This is a genomic window from Methylobacterium thuringiense, from assembly GCF_022179645.1.
GTDB classification, from domain to species: Bacteria; Pseudomonadota; Alphaproteobacteria; order Rhizobiales; family Beijerinckiaceae; genus Methylobacterium; species Methylobacterium thuringiense.
This window is the reverse complement of record NZ_BPRA01000008.1, coordinates 329,366-346,654: the sequence shown is the minus strand read 5'-3', so window position 1 is coordinate 346,654 and position 17,289 is coordinate 329,366. Positions and strand designations below refer to the sequence as shown.

6 protein-coding genes, 10 pseudogenes and 1 other annotated feature are annotated in these 17,289 nt (G+C 61.7%); of the genes and pseudogenes, 5 read left to right on the top strand and 11 right to left on the bottom strand.

Features of this window, described 5'->3' with window-relative positions; all coding sequences use genetic code 11:
* Nucleotides 1–888: transposase (locus MFF07_RS22705; RefSeq protein WP_373322307.1), on the bottom strand; the 888-nt coding region annotated here is incomplete at its 3' end.
* A 42-nt stretch (nt 889–930) separates the two neighbouring features.
* Nucleotides 931–1,320: pseudogene (locus MFF07_RS22700) on the bottom strand (IS3 family transposase); the annotation flags it as partial.
* Nucleotides 955–1,071 (bottom strand) — a sequence feature (AL1L pseudoknot). It overlaps the preceding pseudogene by 117 nt.
* 66 nt (nt 1,321–1,386) lie before the next feature.
* Between MFF07_RS22700 and MFF07_RS10450 the strand changes: the two are divergent.
* Nucleotides 1,387–1,836 (top strand): annotated as a pseudogene (locus MFF07_RS10450) (IS66 family transposase); the annotation flags it as partial.
* Nucleotides 1,837–1,970: 134 nt separating this feature from the next.
* Nucleotides 1,971–2,048, top strand: a pseudogene (locus MFF07_RS22695) (transposase); the annotation flags it as partial.
* A 62-nt stretch (nt 2,049–2,110) separates the two neighbouring features.
* Here the strand turns inward: MFF07_RS22695 and MFF07_RS10445 are convergent.
* Both MFF07_RS10445 and MFF07_RS10440 read right to left on the bottom strand, forming a co-directional pair.
* Nucleotides 2,111–2,941 (bottom strand): class I SAM-dependent methyltransferase, encoded by an 831-nt coding sequence (locus MFF07_RS10445; protein WP_238231829.1) that lies wholly within the window; start codon nt 2,939–2,941, stop codon nt 2,111–2,113.
* A gap of 1,082 nt (nt 2,942–4,023) precedes the next feature.
* Nucleotides 4,024–5,011 (bottom strand): annotated as a pseudogene (locus tag MFF07_RS10440) (DDE-type integrase/transposase/recombinase).
* A gap of 190 nt (nt 5,012–5,201) precedes the next feature.
* On the opposite strand from MFF07_RS10440, the pseudogene MFF07_RS10435 reads away from it, so the two are divergent.
* Together MFF07_RS10435 and MFF07_RS10430 are read left to right on the top strand one after the other, a co-directional pair.
* Nucleotides 5,202–6,505 (top strand): annotated as a pseudogene (locus MFF07_RS10435) (IS701 family transposase).
* A 107-nt stretch (nt 6,506–6,612) separates the two neighbouring features.
* Nucleotides 6,613–7,605: pseudogene (locus MFF07_RS10430) on the top strand (IS481 family transposase).
* Nucleotides 7,606–7,718: 113 nt separating this feature from the next.
* Here the strand turns inward: MFF07_RS10430 and MFF07_RS10425 are convergent.
* Nucleotides 7,719–8,801 (bottom strand): annotated as a pseudogene (locus tag MFF07_RS10425) (IS630 family transposase).
* Between the two features lie 207 nt (nt 8,802–9,008).
* Here MFF07_RS10425 and MFF07_RS10420 point away from each other — a divergent pair.
* Nucleotides 9,009–10,766: a hypothetical protein gene (locus tag MFF07_RS10420; RefSeq protein WP_238231828.1), complete on the top strand. Its 1,758-nt coding sequence runs from the start codon at nt 9,009–9,011 to the stop codon at nt 10,764–10,766.
* 1,138 nt (nt 10,767–11,904) lie between these two features.
* Here the strand turns inward: MFF07_RS10420 and MFF07_RS10415 are convergent.
* The 6 genes and pseudogenes from MFF07_RS10415 to tnpC (MFF07_RS10390) form a co-directional block, all read right to left on the bottom strand.
* Nucleotides 11,905–12,654 carry a methyltransferase domain-containing protein gene (locus MFF07_RS10415; protein WP_238231826.1) on the bottom strand — a complete coding sequence of 250 codons (750 nt, stop codon included), beginning with the start codon at nt 12,652–12,654 and terminating at the stop codon, nt 11,905–11,907.
* Between the two features lie 413 nt (nt 12,655–13,067).
* Nucleotides 13,068–13,352 (bottom strand): annotated as a pseudogene (locus MFF07_RS10410) (IS481 family transposase); the annotation flags it as partial.
* 199 nt (nt 13,353–13,551) lie between these two features.
* Nucleotides 13,552–15,073: pseudogene (tnpC, locus tag MFF07_RS10405) on the bottom strand (IS66 family transposase).
* A gap of 68 nt (nt 15,074–15,141) precedes the next feature.
* A pseudogene (gene tnpB / locus MFF07_RS10400) lies at nt 15,142–15,360 on the bottom strand (IS66 family insertion sequence element accessory protein TnpB); the annotation flags it as partial.
* A gap of 22 nt (nt 15,361–15,382) precedes the next feature.
* Nucleotides 15,383–15,643 (bottom strand): hypothetical protein, encoded by a 261-nt coding sequence (locus tag MFF07_RS10395; RefSeq protein WP_238231822.1) that lies wholly within the window; start codon nt 15,641–15,643, stop codon nt 15,383–15,385.
* The gene (gene tnpC / locus MFF07_RS10390) at nt 15,610–17,217 is read right to left on the bottom strand and encodes an IS66 family transposase (RefSeq protein ID WP_238231819.1); all 1,608 of its coding nucleotides are present in this window, start codon (nt 17,215–17,217) and stop codon (nt 15,610–15,612) included. The genes MFF07_RS10395 and tnpC (MFF07_RS10390) overlap by 34 nt, the downstream gene beginning before the upstream one ends.
* Nucleotides 17,218–17,289: the final 72 nt, after the last annotated feature.

Below are 17,289 nucleotides of genomic sequence, written 5' to 3'. Positions count from 1 at the left end.
AAAGTTGCACGCCGAAACACACTCGCGTTTCGTCAGTCCTTCGGCGAGTCGCTTGCTGAGGTAGGCGAGGGTCGGCGGGTGGCTGCGCATGCGGACGATCACGACACGGTAGAGTGCGGCATTGGCCTGTCGGTTGTCGCCACGGTTCAACTGATGCCAGTTCGTCTTACCGCTGGAGGCAGGGACTGGGCAGGCCCCGCATAGTTTTGCGAAGGCCGCCTTCGAGCGGATGCGCTTGGGATTGTCGCCGACGAGAATCAGCATCTCGGCCACCGTGCCGGTCGCGATGCCGAAGGCCGCCTTCAGGCCCGACGCGCAGGTGTCCGTCAGGGCATCGAGAGCAGAGTCATGCTCCTTGATCTCGGCGTCGAGCATGAGCCAGCGCCGCGCGAGAGCCTTCAAAGCTACCTTGGTTGACGCGATCGTCGATGTCAGCGGGCCAAGGCGTAGAGCAGCCAGATGGTGAACCAGGGCCACGCGACCGGCGAGGTGGTCGAGCCGTTCACGCAGAGCTGCTGGCGCGTTCACGATCAAGGTTTTGAGCGTGATCATGGCCCGTGTCCGGCTCTTCACGGCAGTGTCACGCGCGACCTTGATCCGGCGGATCATTTCCACGGCGCTGGTGCCGCTCTTGGGACGCGCCGTGGCCTGGCCGGCGAGCACGGAACGCGCTGCGCTCTCGGCGTCGAGCGGGTCGCTCTTGCCATGTTGGTGGCGCGACTGCCGATTGGGACGGTTGACTTCGATCACGGTGTGCCCCTGCGCCACAAGGGCACGCGAGAGACCCGCGCCGTAGGAATTCGTGCCCTCGATACCGAAGGCGCGGACGCATCCGAAGGTACGCGCCCAGACCTCAAGCTCACGATAGCCCTTCGGACCCACCGGGATAGCTGTGGTGCCGAGCCGCGCACCGAGCCCGTTGATGGCGACGGCGGCATGCGCGTAAGACGTCGACGGGGCGATCGGGAGCACCCTGCAGATCGGCTCGACCCCGTAGATGGCGCGATGGTCGTCGATGAAGGCGATCAGGTCCGCGAAGGGCGGTAGAGCTCCGCCATCGCAAAATTCGCGCTGGCCTTGCGCAGGATCTCATTGCCCTGCCGCACCTCGCGGTTCTCGCGCTCTAGCGTCTTGATCCGCTCGCCCTCGTCCGTATTCGGACCGCATCCAGTTCCAGAGCGTCTCGCCCGAGCAGCTGATCTTGGCCGCGACTGAGGTGATCGCTGCTCATTGCGAGGCATGCTCGCCTTGGTTGTCCAGGACCATCCGCACTGTTCGGGCACGGACCTCAGGGGAATACGGTGGGGTTCGCTTCGTCATGGCTCCATGCTTTCAAGCGTTGGAGCCTCTGGGAAAGCCGGCGCGGTTCAGTTCTTCGAGGTGTCCGCTCGCGACGTCCCCGACGTCGTCGAGGTCAGCGACGACCCAGTGCCTTGGCGATTGCAACTCTGGCTGCACGCCTTGTCCGCCCTGGCCGAGCGCGTCATCGACTTGGCCACCTCGACCTTGGCAGCCAAGCGCCGGTCGTTGAATCGACAACTCGGCGTCATCCTCGCCACGCCGAGTGGCTGCGATCTGACCAAATGCCTCCAGGCTAAGATCGGCTGGGCGCTCGGCCAACTCCTGGTCTTCCTCGCCCATCCCGGTGTGGTCGAGCCAACCAGCAACGGCTCGGAGCGACTTCTGCGCCCCGCAGTCGTGCAGCTGAAGGTGACCAACGCCTAACAGGCAATGTGGGCCGCCAAGGGCGAAGCCGCCATCCGCACCGTCGTTGATACCGCAAGCCTCGCGGGCGCGATCCCCTTCGGCACCATCCTCAAGACCATCGGCGCCTGATTCCCGCGAATACAGCGGTGGTAATTACAAAAGGGCAGATTCCATATGATGCTCGGTGTCTCGACCCCGAGCGTTTTTCGCCACCCAGGCTATCGAAGCCCCGCAACAGGGGTAAAACTTGGACCACAAACGAAGTTAGAACCATTTCAAGGCGGTCTAAAGCGAAGCTTCTTTATCTACCGACCTACTCGCCCGACTTCAACCCGATCGAGTAGGCCTTTGTAGAGCTGAAAAGTCTGATTCGGTTAGCAGACGCTACATTGCCGAATCAAATCTAACTGCGATGTGCCACAAGCGTGAACGTAGGTATTGGCACTTCACCCCAATTTACATTATAATCATGGGACTCAAATCTGACAAATCCCATTATTCTGAGAAAGTTGACAAAAAACTTCTTATTAAATCTCCACCAAACGTTCCAATTTTCCTCTCCGGGCTTTGGATTAACAATAGGATCGAGACGACAGAGCGGCTGATCAATTTGCTCAAGATCATGGTTGAACTGCTCAATAATCACTACAGTTTCTTCAGCGCAATCCGCGCAATTGGTAATAATACGAAGAGGATCTCTATTGTGTAAAAGCATATTAGACATCAATGATACATCATGTTTGCCGACTTTTTCGGGTCGAACATCATTTGCGCTCAAGTATATCATTTTCGCAACCAGTTGCGCATGTTCATGGGTGAACCACCATGAGTTCGTGCAAAGAGTCCATGCCTCTTGAGCGGCTCGACCCCATCTTTCGCGACAACCTGGAAAAGGTATAATGTCCCAATGATGCTCAAAAGGTGCTTCAACGGATGTAACATTAGCTCCGCGTTGCTCCATCTCGCGCGTTAAAAATCCGCTTCCGGGGCCGACCTCTAGAATACTCTTGCCATCTAACGGTACATTCTTCAATAAATCACTAATATGAGGGCGAAGATCCCATTTACCCCCACCATCGCCAGTAATAAGTCCGACCTTTGGTAAATCTATAGTATGATAGAATTGACACTCTTCGCGAAACAACCCACGCCGTGGAGCCGCGGAATCAATATAATGAGCATAATCGAAAGTTCCTTGATGGCCGTAATCTGAAGGAAATCTTTCTTTAGACATCGGATATTCTTTCCTTTATCGCAAAACTATGATTTTTAATGCATGACTTTTGCATGCCCGACGGATGTATCACATTATTGCTAGTCTGACTAACTAGCTACATCGACGAACATGCATAAACGCCGGTGGGAGCCCCCATGCTCTGCCAAGGGAGTAATAGAAGTTTTAAATCTTCGGCCGAGGATTTCGCCGCATGCACTGCGAATGAATTTGAACCTCTACTGAACCGTTGTTGATCGTCTGTCATAGGTGTGTGGTTACAGAATGAAGTTTGAACGGGTCGATCCTGAAACGATCGGGCTCTTTCGTCCAGGCGCTCCCGGCGAGCTGAATAGGCGTCAGGCCGCGTAAAGTCTTGAGCCTGCGAGCATGGTTGTAGGCATCGACGAACTGATGCAGATGCGTTCGAAGCTGAGCTTAACTATATTAATTCAAGTGTAAGACAGTTATAAAATATTGATCTCAATAGGAAATTGCCGCCTTCGAGCGGCTTCTTCGCGCTCTTACGCCATCTACGAGGGTTGCGATATTTCAATAGGTTAGCGCCTGTCGCGATTTTGTGACGGCCTCCCCACACGAGATGGCCAATGACATGATTCGACATGGAACCCGAACATGACGGCAGCAGGAGATCGTCAAGCTCGGCGTCGGGCACGTTGCCGCCGTCGGCACAGCCGGTAGCCAGCTCCTCGACGGGCCGAACATGCAGACGCAAATGCTCCTTGGCTTCGGTGCCGGCGACAAGCGGATGCTGCCTCCCGTGACCATGACGGTGCCTGTTCCGCCAGCGCGGCCTGCGAACCTCGGGATGGAGCCGAGCATTTAGTAGGGGCCGGCCGCGCCGCAAGGTCCGATCGAGGCGGAGGTTAAGAGCCAAGTGCCTGTCTCCGTGTCGGGCGAAGTGACGGGCTCGGGCACGTTGACGGGGAATGTCACAGTCACGGCATCGCCGCTGCTCACGGCTCGGCTCGACGAACTTGATGCGAAGATAACGAGCCTACCGGCAAAGTATCCTCGATCGGAACGAATGGTCCTGGCTCTACTGGGAGGTCCTCGCCTGAAGCGGGGAAGGGCGGGCGAGACTAACTGTCTGGTTGTGAGACCTCCTTGGCGTCTGCAACGATTTGGAGGGCTTTGCGGAGGATGCCGGGCTTGAGCGGTGTGTAGGCGGGGTTGACCAGGGCGGGATCGGCTTCGAGGCGCTGACGCAGGATCATTTCGGGCGAGAGCCCCTTCAGTACGCGTTGGCATAGGCGATTGTAGGCCGCGTTGAAGCCGCGCAGGGCGGTCTCCAAGTCGCGGTGGCTGTAGAGGGTAATGCCCAGCACCTCGCGCTGCACGCGGCCATTGAAGCGCTCGACCATGCCGTTGGTCTTCGGCGTGTAGGGCCGGGTTTTGCGATGCTGCACGGCATGGCGCTCACAGGCAGCCTCGAAGGCGTCGGCGGTGAAGCAAGAGCCGCGGTCAGTGAGCAGATGGGTGACCCGGAAGGAAAAAGGCACCAAGCGCTTCCGTTAGGAAGGCGACAGCCGAGGCTGCGGTCTCGTCGTCCTTGACGGCGAGGTGGACGAAGCGCGAGGCGCGATCGATGGTGACGTACAGGTAGCGCTTGCGGGTGACGCCGTCTCGATCCCGCAGCTTGGGCAGGTGTTTGACGTCGACGTGCACGAAGCCGACCTCATAGTCCTTGAAGATGCCGTGCGGCTTGCGGGCCTGCTCGGACGGCAGCAGGCGATTGAGGCCCTCGGCCTTGAGGATGCGATAGACGGAATCCCGGTTTAGGTGTGGCAGGAAGTGGCTGACGACGAAGGTCAGCGCGTCGAGGGGAAAGCCGGTGCTGCGGCGGAGCGCGCACACGATGGCGCGCTCCTCATCGGTGGCACGCCAGGGCAACTTGTGGGGTCGGGCTGAGCGATCCCGGCAGTCGGTGGGACCGCGATGCCGCCACTTGCGAATGGTCTCGGCCGAGACGCCGTAGCGCCGGGCCAGAACGCTAGAGGCTTCAGAGGAGCGGGCAATCTCAGCGCGCACAGCTGGGGTGGTGCGGGCGTTCGGGTGGATGGCAAGCATCAGCGGCCCCTCCTGACGGTCGTAGCGCGGCGCGATCCCTCAAAACGCCAAGCGTGCTACGCGATCGCCCAACGTGCTGTATCCCAACAACGTTCCGCAACCGGACAACTAACAATGCTTTGGCAGACTAAGGGAACACGGCAGGTTTTCGAGGATTCGCAAGCCACCGCTACGGGCGTGGGTGATCGCGATGTCAGGTGCTGGCGGGTGGCGTGACGATCTGGATCGGTGGCTGCAGCCGTTCCTGGCGGGCCTGTCGCATCCGGCGCGCCTGGCGATGTGCCCGCTCTACGTGGCCGGGCTGATCGGCCTGGGCGACCGCAAGAGCGTCCAGCCGATGGCGGCGCGGGCCGATGGCGTGCCTTATGATCGGCTGCACCACTTCATCGCGGCCGGGATCTGGAACAAGGCGCCGTTGCAGCAGGCGTTTCTCGGCGAGGCCGATCGCCTGGTCGGCGGTTCGGATGCGTTCCTCGTCGTCGACGACACCGCCTTGCCGAAGAAGGGCAACCGCTCGGTCGGGGCCGCGCCGCAATACGCCACGACGCTGGGCAAGACCGCCAACTGCCAGACGCTGGTGTCGCTCACGCTGGCGCGGGGCGAGGTGCCCGTTGCGGTCGGCCTGGTGCTGTTCCTGCCCGAAACCTGGACGGGCGATCCGCATCGGATAGCATTGGCCGGCGTTTACGGGGATCGGCGCGCTGCCCGCACCAAGCTGGAGATCGCCCTCGCGGAGATCGACCGGGTCCGAGAGGGTGGCGTGCGCTTCGGCTGCGTGCTGGCCGACGCGGGTTATGGCTGCTCCGCCCTGTTCCGGCAGGCCCTGAGCGAGCGCGGCTTGAGATGGGCCGTCGGGATCTCGGGACGCAGCAAGGTCTACCCGGCCGACGTGGCGATGATCTTCCCCGTCGCGGGGCGTGGGTGACCGCGCCAGCATCACGTGCCGGATCAGGTCTCGGTCGCGGCTGAGACGATCCTGGCGGACATGACCGGCCGATCCGTGACTTGGCGACACGGTACCAAGGGTCGGCTGCGAGCCCGCTTCTGTGCGCTACGCGTGCGGATGGCCGATGGTCCGACCCAGCGGATCGGCCTAAAAGGCAACCAGCACCTGCCCGGGGAAGCCGTCTGGCTGGTCCGCGAGGGGCGCGGCGCGGGCGAGCGCAAGTTCTACCTCTCGAACCTATCGGCCGACGCCACCCTCAAGCAGCTCGCCGCCACGATCAAGGCGCGCTGGATCTGCGAGCAGGCCCACCAGCAGATGAAGGAGGAACTCGGCCTCGACCACTTCGAGGGTCGCTCCTGGACCGGGCTGCATCGACACGCGCTGATGACGATGATGGCCTACGCCTTCCTCCAGTCCCGGCGCCTCGCAGCAGCGGGTCGGAAAAAAAGAATCGCCTGCCCACCGCCCCAACCCTCGATGCCGGCGATCCGGCAGGCCATCCTGGATCATCTCAACCGGCCATCACCGCGACGATGCCCGCACTGTGACGCGGCACTCGATCAGCCACCCTGACATCAGTCTGCCAAAGTAGTGCTAGATGTTTGATCCCAGGGTTTGATGGGGCACTCTTCACGCCGGAGTGGAGGGACGCGCTATGGGCCAAGTTCTTCACGGCAGCGCCACAACGACGGAGGCGGTCCGTCGAGCGAACTAGCATAGTGAAGCGAGCCTGAGGGCCCTCTCGAAGCGCTACGGAATCAACCCAAAGACGGTTGCCAAGTGGAAGAAACGGACCTCAGTCGCCGATCAGTGCACGGGGCCGAAGGCTCCTCGCTCGACGGTGCTGTCACCCGAGGATGAGGCGGTGGTGGTCGCCTTTTGTCGTCACACGCTCCTGCCCCTCGACGACTGCCTCTACGCGCTCCAGGCCACGATCCCACATCTGACCCGCTCGTCGCTGCATCGCTGCCTCCAGCGCCACGGCATCAGCCGATTGCCGGAGGTCGACGGCGACAAGCCCAAGCGCTCGTGCTTCAAGACCTATCCGCTGGGCTACTTCCACATTGATCTGGCTGAGGTCCACACGACGGAAGGGCGGCTCTACCTGCTCGTCGCCATCGACCGCACGACCAAGTTCGCCTTCGTAGAATTGCATGAAAAGGCAACGCGGAGGGTTGCGGGGGACTTCCTCCGCCATCTCATCGAGGCGGTGCCCTACAAGGTGCACACGGTGCTCACCGACAATGGCACCCACTTCACGACACCCGGCAACGTTGCCTCGGCCGCCTCCATCATCAAGGAGGCGATTGCCGCCGGAGAGACCTTCCGCGCCCACAGCTTCGAGTTCGCCTGTGCCCGCAACGATATCGACCATCGCCTGACCAAGCCACGGCACCCCTGGACAAATGGGCAGGTCGAGCGAATAAACCGCACGATCAAGGACGCGACGGTCAAGCGCTACCACTATGACAGCCACGAGCAGCTTCGTGCTCACTTGGCCAACTTCGTCAGCGCCTACAACTTTGGCCGGCGTCTGAAGACCCTGCGGGGTCTCACGCCCTACGAGGCCATCTGCAAAGCATGGTCCGTCGAGCCCAGTCGCTTCAGGTCAAACCCGCTCCACCAAATCCCGGGACCAAACATCTAGTGCCACGCTGCGATCGGCTGTGGAGTTGAACGCATCAACGCCGAGACCAATGCCGCCGAACAGGCTCGCGCCGCTGACCATCACCAAGGATACCTTATACCAACGAGCGCTGATCATAACCGATGAGCCCATTCGCGCAGTCCGATGGACATGATCTTCCAGGGTTGATCGGTGAGCCTGTTCCAGGCGCCGCAGCAGCGGTCGACGATGTCCTCGTAGGATGTGAAGATCCGGTCGCCGAGCCAGTTGTCGCGGATGAACTGCCAGACATTCTCGACGGGATTGAGTTCCGGAGCGCGGGCTGGGAGCTGCAACAGTGTGATGTTGTCGGGCACGACGAGGTCGCCGGCGACGTGCCAGCCGGCGCCGTCGAGCATCAGCACGGCATGGGCGCCGGGATCGACGGCGAGGCTGATCTCGACCAAGTGCGCGTTCATCGCTTGCGCATTGCAGCGGGGCAGGACGAGGCCGGCGCCCTTGCCCTTCTCAGGGCAGATCGCTCCGAAGATGTAGGCATACTCCGTACGCTGATCCTTGGGGGCTGTGGGCCGCGTGCCGCGACGCGCCCAGCGACGTGGCAGGGTGTTCTTCTGGCCGACGCGAGCCCTCATCCTGAGGCTCTCGAAGGACGTCCTGCCACCACAGCTCGATGTCCGTGCCGACCGGCAGCGTGGCGCGGATCGCCCTCAGCGCGGCGGGCAGGCTTTTTTAAACACCGCCAGCGCGGCCGGATCCTGGGCATAGTGCCGGGGTCTGGCGGAGAGCTTGGCAAAGCCGAGCTTCCGCAACTCGCGCCCGACCGTGGTCTCGTCCAGGCTGACGCGGAAGCGCGCATGGAGCCAGGCGGCCAGATCCGTGCGCCGCCAGCGCACGACGCCGTCCTGATCCGGGTCTGGACCGCGCTCGACGATCGCGGCCAGCGCCCGGCGCTGGTCGTCGTTCAGCTTGGGCCACTGCCCCGGTGCCTTGCCGTCGATCAGGCCAACCGGACCATCGGCGTTGAAGGCCAACACCCAATCGCGCACCGTCTGCAGGCCCACCGCTCCGATCCGGGCCGCGTCCGTGCGGTTGCCGCCATCGTAGATCGTCGCCAGCGCCAGAAGACGCCGGCTCTGCCCGGCATCCCGGCTCGTCTTGGCCAGATGGCGCAGAGCGTCGGCGTTGAAGTCTTCGCAAAGCGGCACGGCTGCGGACATGGCAAACCTCCCCGGTTCACCGCATCGAATCAGATCAGCCGCCGATCCGAAACCCCGTGAGTCACCATCAGCACTCGCTGGTATTAGTCACTTGTGAACCGTTCTCCCCGGAGGCATCCCGGCAAGCTAGCCGAGCCGGCGCGTGTCGAGCGATACAAAAATGAACCAAAAAATTGCTATCGCTATATTATATAGATAGAGAAACATATGTTAGCAAAACGCCTGTTCTGCGCTGCCGCCGCGGCCTTCAGCGCTGTCCTGCCGCTCCATGCCGATCAGGTCCTTGACCGCGCCCGGATCGATAACGGCGGGAACGTCACCCTTCCCGGAGGTCCCAAGCTCGAGAAATGGCAGGCCGGCAAATTTAACGCCACGCCGGACCTTCTGACCCTTCCCTCAACCGACCAAGGCTCGACCGGCAATTTGTCCGGAATGAGCGTCACGCTGCCGAGCGGGGTGTCGCGTTCGCTGGCATCGAAGCTCGGCGAACGGAAGTCGATCGCGGATTACGTGCTGCCGGCCGACAATGGCGATTATGCGCCGGCCATCGAGCGCGCCGCATTCGCTGGAGTGACAGACCTCATTCTGCCGGCGGGGCCGCAGTACACCCTCAAGCGAGCGTTTAATCTCCCGAACGCCGACATGCGGATCACCTGCGAGGGTCGCAAGAACACCGAAATCCGCCTGCTCGGTGCGAACGACTATTTTGGGGTTATCGGCAACACCACGTCGGTCAGCTACAACTTCTATATGGACGGCTGCCTTTTCACGAAGGAGCTGGCCTCCTCGTCCGGCGCGGTTCTCAAGATCCAGAACGTCTACAAGTGGGGCTTCAGCCACCACCGCATCTTCGGCGACAACAAGATCTGGCGGGTGCTTGAACTCGTTTCAGTCTCGTCAATGATCAGCCGCGATGTCGATGTCGATAGCGTCCGTGAGCGCGCGGTTTATGCGACCGCTGGGAATGGCCTGCCTGGGACACTGAACGGCTACAACATCGATCACGTTTATGATCTCTGGTACGTCATTGGCGCCAACGGCGTTTCTGCCGACCCTGCCAATGATGGCGTGTTCTATTTTGTGGACAATTTCGCTGCGATTTGGTTCCTCGGCCCGAAGATTGCCAGCCACAAGGGGTACGGCATCTATCTGAAGGGTACGCTGGCCAACAGGAGCATCAACACCCTCAACTTGGTCCATAATCCGAACATTGAAGCTGGCTTGGTTCCGAGCGCGTCGGTGTACTTCGGTGCGGTCGCTGCATCGCATATCGGAGGCCCGTCTTCGTGGAGCACCGGCAAGGGAGCGGGGCTTGCTTCGATCCGCCTCGGCCCCGACAGCCAGGGGAACTTCGTGAGGCAGATCCAACTCGGAGTAGCCGGCGCGGGCTATGGCGTGTTCGACGAAGGTACACTCAACACCGTCGAGGACATGGATCTCATCGGCTATGACGCCGCGGCCGACACGGGCCTCGTCATCGGAGCCTCGGCGCGTAAAGGGCGGTATCGACGCAACAAGGTCGCCCAGTTCACGCGTGCGATCCTAGACGCAAGCCCTGACAATGCCGGGCACGTCATTGAGGGCCTGGACTACACCGGGATCACTGGCACACCGCTGACCGGTCTTGCCGGCAGCGCCACCAGCAACAAGATCGTCAACGGCATCAACAACCTCGATGCCAGTGCGCCGACGCTTCCGGCTGCGGCGACGCTGTCGCTTCCCGATAAGGGCAGCACATTCACCATCACCACCGCCGGAACGATCAACGGCATCACGCCGACCTATATCGGGCGCCGCGCAACGCTACTTCTGGCGCAGTCCGGGACCACGCTAAACGACCAGCAGTCGGCCGGCGGCACAGGTGCGTTCTATCTGTCCAAACCCCTGACGACGACGGACGGGAAGACCCGCGTCACGGTCGAATGGCGTGGCGACTACTGGTGGGACGTCTCGCGTACGCCGTGAGCCTCCGAGGACATGCCTGAAACCGCACTCTCCATCGCAAACACAATCTCGGTTTCGAATTTTAAGCCGCCAGAGCTGATATAGTGCTGGTTTTGTGACCAATCGTAATCGGGTGAAAGACGAACTACGTCGGCAATCGTGACGTTGGGAACATCGCTTGATGCTACAGTCACGCCATTTGTTGCCAAACACAAAAAGCTCATCTCGTTCGAGCCCAGCGATCTGACTGCCTCAAAGGTCTTTAGGACATAATCGAAATGCGGCTGATTGAGGTGCGATGACACATGCAACATGAGGGTGGTCGGCTGACCGTCGTTGAGGGCGTCGAGAAAGGACCGGATGCGCTTGGCGTATCGGAATTTCGTCTAGGCGAGATCGTTTTCGGCCCAGCGTTTTCCGTGTTCGTGGTTGAACCAAGAGCCGTGCGTTTCGCTGACCGGGAAGCCGAGGTCTGGACGGTATACTAGATTATCGGTGTACCCCGCGAACCCCGAACCCAAGATCCCTGGCAGCGCGCCGACCGGCGATATGTTTAGATCGGATGGATGCGAGAGTTCTCCCAGTGCGCGAGGGCGCTTCAGTCCTCATCGCGTAGCAATGGTTCGGGGAAGACAATCGGTTCCCAGGGATACGATCTTTCCCCATTTTCCAAAATTTGAAATACGACTGTCGATCACCTTCGTAAGAAAGTCCGCATGTGCGCGCATGTCTTGGTTCGCGCTTGAAATCTTTTCCCATATATCAATAACGTCAGAGCGAGAAAGTACAATTTTTACTGTGCAATTAAAATACACATATTCACCACACAGGTAGTCAACGCGCTCTGGCCACACGTCATGGTCCCTCTCTGCTTTTTCCAAAGTCGAGTCTATATCAACCAGGTATTTTAGCCGCAGATGAGGCATCGGAATTGCGTGTCGCTACTCATGTTCTTGATTGATATTAGCATAAGGCCCCGAGTATGGCCGCGCATTTTTTGAATGGCAAGATGTCGACCATCCCGGCGCAGCCAGCCAGTGGCGTAAGGCTAACTTTCTTACCAGACCGCTTGCTACAACGTATGGGAGCAATTGCGGTACACTGATGTGTCGCGGTGCCCACTGGCGAAGAGTCGTAGGTCTGCCGCGACGAGGCCACCCTATAACTTAAGATGATACTTACCGCCATAAGTCGAAAAATCGACCGCCCCTGGATACCTCTTCCGCAGAGTCTGAAGCAGGTCCGAGGGCACATCCACTGTCATCAGTTCGGAATTTTCTATACGAAAATGCGTGGACATGAGACGGATATAATGGTCGTAAAAAACCCTATTTATGTGTTTCTTGAAGAAAACTTCCTCGACAACATCGTTGCCTACCGCAGGGTGGTAGCCTCTGTCATTGTAGAAATCTCGGATTTCTCTCTGAGAGCAGAGCAGGTGCATGAACGCCGGCATTTGCCAATGTGAGAACGCGAGCATTGGATCATCGCTGTTCGTAAACAGATGAGATCCGTAAGCGCAGGACCATGCGGGGCCGAACATATGAAAGTTCTCGCCTCCGCTGCGGGTGACACGCTTCATTTCAAGAAAAGCGTCTTCAAGTGGAGCGACATGCTCTAGAAGAGACAAGGAAACGACCGCATCGAAGCTTTCGTCTGCAAAGTTCGTGCGTTTTGTTATGTCTCCTATTGTAACTGGATACTTTCCTGCGTGTGCATCAATGTGGTCCTCCCACAGAGTTAGAATATGAATCTCGCTTGGTTTGAGCGGGGCTACGAATTCATCAATCTGACCTTCTGAATATCCAAGACACAGAACTTTCTTGCCTTCGAGGTTCGCATATCGACGGAGGTAGTGTCCGTCCCAATTGCTTATGACACCAAGGCACGGAAGGTCGGAGGGTTTCATTTTAGATCCCATTGATGCTCGGTCTGAGGTTGTACTAAGCGCCTTCCGCGCATTGGCAAACCCTTCTGGCCTGCTGCGCAGAAAAGTTGCCCCCTCTGACACCCTGGAGACAACCATGCCCGCACCAGCGGCGAGCGCTCCCGCTCGCGTGTATCAGATCGGGAAGCGGTAGATGGCTGCCCTCCTCGACCGAGCCGTGTTCTTCGCGGCTGCGCGCAAGGCGCCGTTCGGTGGCAGTCTGACCTAGCGCCAAGTCAATGGCATGCACGCGCTGCTTGCTGGACGCCTGTCCGACAGCGCTCGCGACGAACTAGCTGTCGTACTGCCTCGCGACCCGAAGCATGAGACCGAGCACACCATGTGGCCGGTCTCGGAGAACCAGAGCTATTGGACGGCCTCTCGTATCCGTCAGGTCTGGTCAGGTGCGGAATCGTCGGCTGCTGAACGTAGAGGCAGTCGTCGAGCGGCGGCAGGGTGTGCCGTCGAAAGGCGAGGATGATCGCTTCATCATTGACCGCGAGTACGGTGGAGCGCGGCTCGTTGGGCCCCATCTGGGCTTCCGCCGTCATCGCCCGTTTGCGCCGTCGTGGGGTTGACGCCGTAGTGCCGGGCCAGCGCCTTTGCGCTTTATTCAAGAGCTGGATCGCGCGATGAAGTGACTCCATGGTGGTGGCGCTTCTATGATGTATCCGGCCAATAGCGCGTCCCTCGCAGCATCGTGCTCAACCGTACCACCAGCACTCCCGGAACCATAGTCGATCGGCCAGATCGAAGGGCAGATCACCCGTCTGAAGCTCGTAAAAGCGGCAGATGTTCGGCCGCATCAAACACGACCTGCCCGAGGCCTGGCTGATATGAGCACCACAAATTAATCAGCATAGATAGTAAGCGCTGTTTTCAGGCCTCGGCTTTGAGGGCTGGCATTGCCGGGTAGGCCCATGGCAGTAGGTCGTCGAGACGACGTTGTGGGTGACCCTCGACGATGCGGGTGATGACGTCAGCGAGGTAGGCGTGCGGCTCGACGCCGACGAGCTTGCAGATCTCGATCAGTGAGGCGATCACTGCCCAATGCTGGCCGCCGCCATCCGAGCCGGCAAAGAGCGCGTTCTTCCGATTCAAGGCCAGGGGCCGGATAGCGCGCTCGACGATGTTGGAATCGATCTCCACCCGGCCGTCGTCGAGGAACAGATTTAGGCCGGCCCAGCGTGACAGGGCGTAGCGTATCGCATCGGCGAGCTTGCTCTTGCGGCTGACGAGGCCGAGCTTCTCGCGCAGCCACGGCTCCAGCGCCTCGATCACCGGCCGGCTTCGCTCCTGACGCATGGCGCGTCGCTGGTCGGCCGGGCGACCACGGATCCCGGCCTCGACCCGGTAGAGCGCAGCGATGCGTGCCAACGCTTCCGTAGCGATCGGCGAGGCGGCGGCGAGTTCATAGAAGGCGCGACGGACATGGCTCCAGCAATAGGCCAGCCGCACTGCGCCGCCCTTGGCCAGCACCTCGTAGGCCGCATAGCCATCGACCTGCAGCACGCCTTCGAAACCAGCCAGATGCGCGATCGGCCGGCTAGCGGTGCGGTCGGGCGCGTAGACGTAGGCGACGCCCGGAGGGTCCGATCCGCCCCAGGACCGGTCGTCGCGAGCGTAGGCCCAGAGCTGGCCGGTCTTGGTGCGCCCGCGCCCAGCGTCGAGCACGGGAGCCGTGGTCTCGTCGGCGAACAGCTTGCCCGAGCGCTTCAGGGTCTCCAGCAGTCGCTCGTGCACCAGCCGGAGCAGAAAGGCGGCGCGCCCGACCCAGTCGGCGAGCGTCGAACGATCGAGGACGACGCCCTGACGGGCGAAGATCTGGGCCTGGCGATAGAGCGGCAGATGGTCAGCGTATTTGGCGACGAGCACCTGCGCGACCAGCGCGTCGGTCGGCAGGCCGCCCTCGATCAGCCGCGCCGGTGCCGGGGCCTGCACGAACGCGTCCTCGCAGGTCCGGCAGGCGTAGCGCGGGCGGCGGATCACCAGCACCTGGAACTGCGCCGGCACCACGTCGAGGCGCTCGGATACGTCCTCCCCGATTCGGTGCAGGGTGCCCGCGCAGCATGGGCAGGCGGTACTGTCGATGTCGACAAGGGTCTCGACCCGCAGCAGATGAGCCGGCAGCGCCGCGGCTGGTGCGACGTTTGCCGACCCGGGCAGCCTTCTTGGCCGGCTCGGCCTCCTCGGCGGCAAAACCCGCGGCCTCGACCTGCTCGGCCTCCTCCAGCCCGAGCAGGAGTTGATCCTCGGGAAGGCTCTCGGCCCGGCGTCCGAAGCGGTGGCGCTGCATCGCCAGGATGATCTGGCGCAGCCGCTCGTTCTCGGCCTGCGCCTCGACGAGTTGCGCCTTGAGCGTCTCGGGATCGTCGGACGGGGGTGAAACAGGCTTGGCCACGGAGCAGATTAGAGCATATTCGCCAGTATCTTACCACAGTTCGAGAGCCGCCGGAGCAGCCTTTTTGCTCACCCTGCGACCGCCGGACCGATGACCGTGCGAGCCGCGTGAACACGCTTCCAGTCCTGACCTTCGAGCAGGGCAGCGAGTTGCGCCGCCGTGAGGCGTACGACGCCATCCTCGATCTTCGGCCAGCAGAACTGACCGGCCTCCAGGCGCTTGGTCGCCAGGACCACCCCGCTCCCGTCCCAGAACAATAGCTTGGCCCTGTCGGCTCGCTGTATTCGTCCGGCGTGGACCGCGGCGGCGTTATTTTGTCGTGCTGCGGTGGATTTCGATGAGGTTGCGGAGGCTCTCGATCCCGAACTCGGAGAACGCCATGGTTCCGTCCGGGTGCTCTGGGTCGTAGACCCAGATCAGCCCGTCTTCGGGCTCCAGGTCGATAGCGATATCGGCGAGCCAGTCCACATCCTCGCCGAGATCCCTTGCGACGAGCGCCAAGGTCCGGACCGAATGGACCTTGTTGATGTGCATCGTCAGGCGGCGATGGCGGTTGTCGAAGGCGGGCACCAGTTCCACGGCGGCAGGTCGTCGAGCCGATGGATCGGATGCTCGGCTACGCGGGCCAGGACGTCGGCGAGCCAGGCCTGCGGGTCGACATCGTTGAGCTTTGCCGTCTGGATCAGCGTCACTATTGCGGCGGCACACTCGGCGCCGCGGCTGGAGCCCGCGAACAGCCATGCTTTTCGACCGAGGGCGAAGCCGCGCAACGCGCGCTCGGCGGCATTGTTCGTGAGGCAAACCCGCCCGTCGTCGAGGAACGAGGCAAACCTGTCCCAGCGCCTGAGCATGTAGTCGATCGGCTTGGCAACGGTCGCCGAGCGCGAGAGCCTGACGCGCTGCTCACCAAGCCAGGCACGCAAGTCCTCGACGGGCGGGCGGCTCCGGTCCTGTCGGACCTGGAGGCGCGCGTCGGCGCTCAGACCGTTGATCTCGCGCTCGATGGCAAAGAGCACGTCGATGCGCTTCACGGCCTCCACGGCGATCGGCGACACCGGCGCGGCGCCAGGGCCACGCCGCGAACTCGCGGCGATGTCGGCGAGCTCGAAGAAGCCGCGACGGGCATGGGACCAACACAGCGCCGGTACGACCCGTCCGCCCGGACGCGCGGGATCGTAGAGCCCGTTGTAGCCGCCATAGGCGTCGGCCTGCAGGATGCCGGACCATGCCGCGAGGTGCGCGTCGGGATGCTCGTGCCGCCGGTCGCGCGAGGCGCAGTAGAGCGCCGCCGGCGGATCGGCGCCGCCAAAGGGCCTGTCGTCGCGCACATAGGCCCAGATCCGGCCCGTATCGGTTTTGCCTTTGGCCAGGATCGGCACCGTGGTGTCGTCGGCGTGCAGCCTCTCGGCCGTCATCACGTGCCGGGCGATCAGATCGTGCAATGGCGCCAGCGCTGCCGTCGCCGCGCCGACCTGGTCGGCCAGCGTCGAGACGGAGAGGTCGATGCCTTCGCGGCCGTAGCGTTCGCTCTGACGGTTGAGCGGTTGATGCTGACCGAACTTCTCGAACAGCACCATGGCCAGCAGGTTCGGCCCGACGAAGCCGTGTGGGGTCACATGGAAGGGCGTCGGCGGCTGGGTGATGGCCTCGCACGCGCGGCAGGTGAACTTCTCCCGGACCGTCTGGATCACCTTCCACTGGCGTGGGATCACCTCCAGGGTCTCGGTGACGTCCTCGCCGAGCTTCGACAGCTTCATCGAGCCGCAGCACGGGCACGACGAAGGCGCTGCGATCACGACCCGCTCGCGCGGAAGATGCTCCGGGAACGGCTTGCGTGATGGACGGCGGCGTGGCGCCGGAGCCGGCAACGAGGCCTGCAGCGCCGCAGCTTCTGCCGAGAGTTCGTCCTCCGTAGCTTTGGCCTCCAGCTCCTCAAGCTGCAGTTCCATCTGGTCGATGAGCCGCGCCGTGCGCTCCGATCGCTGGCCGTAGAGCTCGCGCCTGAGCTTCTCGATCATCAGCTTGAGGTGGGCGATCATCGCTTCAGTGGAGGACGCCGCGGCCTTTGCCTTCAGCGCTTCGGCGACGGCGTGGGACGCTGCAGTCTGTGCCTCGATCCTGGCCTGGCGCTCGCTGAGGATCATCGCATGCGCCGCCGCCAGATCGGCGGGAAGCGAGGGCGAAGACGGCGATGAAGGGGCGGCGCTCACGACGGT

Bases quoted from the DNA above. Each gene is read 5' to 3' on its own strand.
- MFF07_RS10445 (WP_238231829.1), bottom strand. From the start codon at position 2,941: ATGTCTAAAGAAAGATTTCCTTCAGATTACGGCCATCAAGGAACTTTC.
- MFF07_RS10420 (WP_238231828.1), top strand. From the start codon at position 9,009: ATGTTAGCAAAACGCCTGTTCTGCGCTGCCGCCGCGGCCTTCAGCGCT.
- MFF07_RS10415 (WP_238231826.1), bottom strand. From the start codon at position 12,654: ATGAAACCCTCCGACCTTCCGTGCCTTGGTGTCATAAGCAATTGGGAC.
- tnpC (WP_238231819.1), bottom strand. From the start codon at position 17,217: ATGATCCTCAGCGAGCGCCAGGCCAGGATCGAGGCACAGACTGCAGCG.